The organism is Pseudomonas extremorientalis (assembly GCF_001870465.1).
GTDB lineage: Bacteria > Pseudomonadota > Gammaproteobacteria > Pseudomonadales > Pseudomonadaceae > Aquipseudomonas > Aquipseudomonas extremorientalis.
Genome location: NZ_MDGK01000029.1, coordinates 1 through 5,103 on the forward strand (window position 1 = coordinate 1; position 5,103 = coordinate 5,103).

The 5,103-nt window shown below is 52.0% G+C and carries 2 protein-coding genes and 3 pseudogenes; 1 reads left to right on the forward strand and 4 read right to left on the reverse strand.

Going from position 1 to position 5,103, the window contains the following annotated elements; genetic code table 11:
* Both BFN10_RS11680 and BFN10_RS11685 read right to left on the reverse strand, forming a co-directional pair.
* Positions 1 to 1,328, reverse strand: a pseudogene (locus BFN10_RS11680) (hypothetical protein); the annotation flags it as partial.
* A gap of 127 nt (positions 1,329 to 1,455) precedes the next feature.
* Positions 1,456 to 1,653: pseudogene (locus BFN10_RS11685) on the reverse strand (phosphopantetheine-binding protein); the annotation flags it as partial.
* Between BFN10_RS11685 and dsbG the strand changes: the two are divergent.
* Positions 1,653 to 1,988 (forward strand): annotated as a pseudogene (dsbG, locus tag BFN10_RS11690) (thiol:disulfide interchange protein DsbG); the annotation flags it as partial. The pseudogenes BFN10_RS11685 and dsbG overlap by 1 nt on opposite strands.
* An 80-nt stretch (positions 1,989 to 2,068) precedes the next feature.
* Here the strand turns inward: dsbG and BFN10_RS11695 are convergent.
* Both BFN10_RS11695 and BFN10_RS11700 read right to left on the reverse strand, forming a co-directional pair.
* Positions 2,069 to 4,777 carry a hypothetical protein gene (locus BFN10_RS11695; RefSeq protein WP_071489826.1) on the reverse strand — a complete coding sequence of 903 codons (2,709 nt, stop codon included), beginning with the start codon at positions 4,775 to 4,777 and terminating at the stop codon, positions 2,069 to 2,071.
* 127 nt (positions 4,778 to 4,904) lie between these two features.
* Positions 4,905 to 5,103: phosphopantetheine-binding protein (locus tag BFN10_RS11700; protein ID WP_139221109.1), on the reverse strand; the 199-nt coding region annotated here is incomplete at its 5' end.

The following is a 5,103-nucleotide window of genomic DNA, read 5'->3' on the forward strand; positions in this document are numbered from 1 at the left end:
GTGATCCACATCCAGCAACATTTCGCACATTCGGCATAGTCCCCTACAGACACAAAGGCAGTCGCGTCCGTTGAAAATGTATTGAGATCAACGATATTGCCCGTTGCTTGTTCGATCTCAGCGTGAGGAAATTGTGGCAGTAATACATTGACCACACGTTCAGGTGATCGCTGTGGTTCATTATTGTTAGGGAATTGAACGGTGTAGGTCAGCGTCATCGGCTTGTTAAAAAAGCAGGCAATGACACAGGGCGATAGCTCGATGGTTGCCAGATCCCCGTCGTTTTGGATTGTCACGCAGCCAAGCGGCTTGCTCCCATAACCCGGCCCACTCACATAAAAACAGACTTGGTCGTCTGCATAGGTGTCCAAACCGGGAGTGTCCACATTCCCACCTTGTTTGGTGAGTTCTGGGTTGAGGCACCATTCATTGTTGAAAAAGGCGGACTGCCGCAAATGTGCAGGCAGAAGATCAAGGCGTTGGTCCCCAATGAAAGCAGTCGTACGACGATATTGAATTTGAAGGGCATTCCTTGGAAGAAGCGTCTTCTCATCGGGGTTAGTAACGTCGGCTGGAGGCTGCGCCGCTAAGCCACTCGTTATATAGCCACATTGCAAGGTCATTGCTTCATACAGTGGTATTTGCCGCGCCAACCAACCACGGCTAACAGCATGAGTAAGTTCGCCTGACTCAATATCCTCAACCGTTAACTCATACCCGTAAGCTACTGTGTAGAAAACGGGATCCCCACTAAATTGCTGCGTAACGAGAGTGCAGTAAAACTTATCGCCTACTTGGGCAAGATAAGGAACCTTCGTTTTGACAATCCCATCCCCTTTGAAATCGTGCATATCTAAGGTAGGTGTATTTTGAAAAATTTTTTCTTTGAGAAAGTAAGGGGCGAGCTCTTTACCTTCGCTCGCTGGGTAAAACTCCATTAAAACTTCTTTCTCCAAAGAAGTGGCTGCTTGCCCATTTACTGTCCCGGTATAACTGATTACGAGCGTGTATTCCATAGCCTTCGTCATGTAAGGCAGAGGGATTTCAGTCTTTCCTTCGCCTGGCTCAGGGCTTGGATACACAATATCCTTGAACACCGGCCCAGGCGTTTCCCGTGTGCGGAACGTGACGGTAATGGGGTGATCCTCGTCCATCCGCGGGTCGAATTTCAGGTATGAACCCTTCATTCTGGAAGTAGCCACCGTTGCGTTCACTTCACTAGAAACCAACGGGCTGTTCACCTCCAGCGCCTTGGGCTTTGGCAGTTTAGGTTTTGGAGCTTCGACAGTCGTTGTAGAACCGTTCGGCGTTGCGGTTTTTTTAACCATGATAAGAACTCCGTGTTCAGGACTTATTACCCTCAGCCAGATCTGAGGCCGAAGGTCTCCCTCAAGTGAGCTCTTTTGACGGTTTCTCGCCTACTGTCAAAATTGACAGTTCAGACCAACGGCCCCCTCACAACCCCTCCAACTCCGCCATCAAATCACTCAACCGATCCACCTTCTCGGCACTGATCTCATTGGCCGCCAGCCCCTCGATATACTCAGCCAACTCCGCCACCGTGCTGCACTCGAACATCGCCCGCAGCGGCACATCCCGCTGCAAGGTCTTCTGCACCCGCGAGGCAATCTGCGTGGCCAGCAACGAATGGCCGGCAGTGGGTAAAGGCCGGCAAAGTGCAGCTGCGCCACATCATGGTCGGCATCATCCGCGAAGACAGCCCAGGCAAATCCGCCGCGCTGTTCGCCGCCAAGGACCCGCAAAAGGCCTTGGAAGAACATGAAGCCGCTGGCAAGGGCAGCAAGTTGCAGGCACTCGACAAGATTCCGGCGTATATCGAGGCCAAGCTTGATAACAACATGAAGTTGATGGACGAGCTGGAGTTGTCGGCGACGCCGGCGATTTTTATCTGGATGACGAGGGGGGTGCAGCAACAGCAGGGGGCGCCTTCGTCGGAGAAACGGGGCAAGATCATGGGGCCAAAATAGCGCCACCGTTTACTGCCAGCGGGGCTGTTAATCAAATAGAAGCCTCCTTCTGATGCTGGAAGGAGGCCTCTATCCAACACTTAGCTGTAGAGCCTCCAGTTATCGGTGAATGAATGTTGCTCTGTGGTTGCCACGATTTTTGTAATCAGTTGCCCACTTGGAGCTGGGAAATCAACCCAACTATCCATCGGAGAGCCTGCCGAAAACACGCGCTCGCCGAGCTTGGCTCCCGAAGCATTGAAGTACTCAAACCTGCCGTAATAAACATGCCGCATATAGGCAAGCTCTATCCGCCGGTAGCCTGCTTTAAGTGCAAAAACCATTTGCTGAGGTGGCAACTGCCCCGAGCCTGCGTTGCAGGAAAAAGCGATAGTGTTTCCAGACGTCATACCCGGTACGCTGCTGGAAGCAGCATGGACACCCATAATCCCCGAGCTATGACTGACAGTCATGAGCGGCGTGTTCAAAACGGTACCCACGGGGTAGTAGCCAAAACTAAGGTTCTCAAATGTTTCCGTAACCATCTTGATGACACGCACGATCAACACCCTTGATGGACAGACCACAGCATTGCTTTTGTTTGCACTGCCATCCGTCGTCACTCTAAATACCAAGGTCAACTGGGTAGCGTCTTTCAGCTTATCCAACTCAGATCGCAATAGAGGAGCGGCCACCCCCGCGGTCAACTCGCCATCAGTAATGACCCTGGCCGCGTAGACAGGGAAAGAATAGAGCGAGCCGTCCTTTTTCGTCCCAGTTGCGTCCAACCAACAGATATGACCAGCCCGCAAAAACCACATCGCGTCTTCATGAGAATTGGCATTTCCGGTAAAAGCCCCCAGGTCCACGACACCGTTCTGAACCTTCGCCGGAACGGCCTCCAGCACATTCGGAGTTTCTAGACGCACTGGAAGACTGATCGTCAAATTCAACGGAGGAGACGTCTGCACCTTACACGCGGTCGTAACGGTGTAAACGATTTCCACCGTTGTCCCCATACTCTCGATCACTGCTTCCGCAGGCAGTTCGAAGATGACAGCTCCCGAGGAGTTGCCCGGTTTCGATACCAACGGCCAGCGAGTGCCATTCGGTCTTTTCCAGCAGGCAATGATGGAGTGCTTGGAGTTGTTACCCACATAATCCACTTCGACATGGACGCCGTCGCGCCCGTTGTAAGCCGTCAAGTTGCTGCCCACGGCCTGCGTTACCTTGGGCGGAGTCAGGACCAGAGGCTCCTGCTCGATTTTGAACGTCTGGGCAGGAAACTCGTGAGCGTTCTCCAGCCCGGTCGCCTCACAAAAGCTCACTGCAAAATGCAGCTCAAACTCGCTGCAATCGGCCAGCTTTTTCAGGTCTGCTCTTAGGATAGGCGTATCAACTCCGCTCTCTTTCCACTCGCCTGTAACAGGCGCGCCCACCAAAACATCGAATCGGTAGGCAGCACCGTCTTCATCTTCACCAGTGATCCACATCCAGCAACATTTCGCACATTCGGCATAGTCCCCTACAGACACAAAGGCAGTCGCGTCCGTTGAAAATGTATTGAGATCAACGATATTGCCCGTTGCTTGTTCGATCTCAGCGTGAGGAAATTGTGGCAGTAATACATTGACCACACGTTCAGGTGATCGCTGTGGTTCATTATTGTTAGGGAATTGAACGGTGTAGGTCAGCGTCATCGGCTTGTTAAAAAAGCAGGCAATGACACAGGGCGATAGCTCGATGGTTGCCAGATCCCCGTCGTTTTGGATTGTCACGCAGCCAAGCGGCTTGCTCCCATAACCCGGCCCACTCACATAAAAACAGACTTGGTCGTCTGCATAGGTGTCCAAACCGGGAGTGTCCACATTCCCACCTTGTTTGGTGAGTTCTGGGTTGAGGCACCATTCATTGTTGAAAAAGGCGGACTGCCGCAAATGTGCAGGCAGAAGATCAAGGCGTTGGTCCCCAATGAAAGCAGTCGTACGACGATATTGAATTTGAAGGGCATTCCTTGGAAGAAGCGTCTTCTCATCGGGGTTAGTAACGTCGGCTGGAGGCTGCGCCGCTAAGCCACTCGTTATATAGCCACATTGCAAGGTCATTGCTTCATACAGTGGTATTTGCCGCGCCAACCAACCACGGCTAACAGCATGAGTAAGTTCGCCTGACTCAATATCCTCAACCGTTAACTCATACCCGTAAGCTACTGTGTAGAAAACGGGATCCCCACTAAATTGCTGCGTAACGAGAGTGCAGTAAAACTTATCGCCTACTTGGGCAAGATAAGGAACCTTCGTTTTGACAATCCCATCCCCTTTGAAATCGTGCATATCTAAGGTAGGTGTATTTTGAAAAATTTTTTCTTTGAGAAAGTAAGGGGCGAGCTCTTTACCTTCGCTCGCTGGGTAAAACTCCATTAAAACTTCTTTCTCCAAAGAAGTGGCTGCTTGCCCATTTACTGTCCCGGTATAACTGATTACGAGCGTGTATTCCATAGCCTTCGTCATGTAAGGCAGAGGGATTTCAGTCTTTCCTTCGCCTGGCTCAGGGCTTGGATACACAATATCCTTGAACACCGGCCCAGGCGTTTCCCGTGTGCGGAACGTGACGGTAATGGGGTGATCCTCGTCCATCCGCGGGTCGAATTTCAGGTATGAACCCTTCATTCTGGAAGTAGCCACCGTTGCGTTCACTTCACTAGAAACCAACGGGCTGTTCACCTCCAGCGCCTTGGGCTTTGGCAGTTTAGGTTTTGGAGCTTCGACAGTCGTTGTAGAACCGTTCGGCGTTGCGGTTTTTTTAACCATGATAAGAACTCCGTGTTCAGGACTTATTACCCTCAGCCAGATCTGAGGCCGAAGGTCTCCCTCAAGTGAGCTCTTTTGACGGTTTCTCGCCTACTGTCAAAATTGACAGTTCAGACCAACGGCCCCCTCACAACCCCTCCAACTCCGCCATCAAATCACTCAACCGATCCACCTTCTCGGCACTGATCTCATTGGCCGCCAGCCCCTCGATATACTCAGCCAACTCCGCCACCGTGCTGCACTCGAACATCGCCCGCAGCGGCACATCCCGCTGCAAGGTCTTCTGCACCCGCGAGGCAATCTGCGTGGCCAGCAACGAATGGCCG

Coding starts and splice junctions, on each gene's coding strand:
- BFN10_RS11695 (WP_071489826.1), bottom strand. CDS start 4,777: ATGGTTAAAAAAACCGCAACGCCGAACGGTTCTACAACGACTGTCGAA.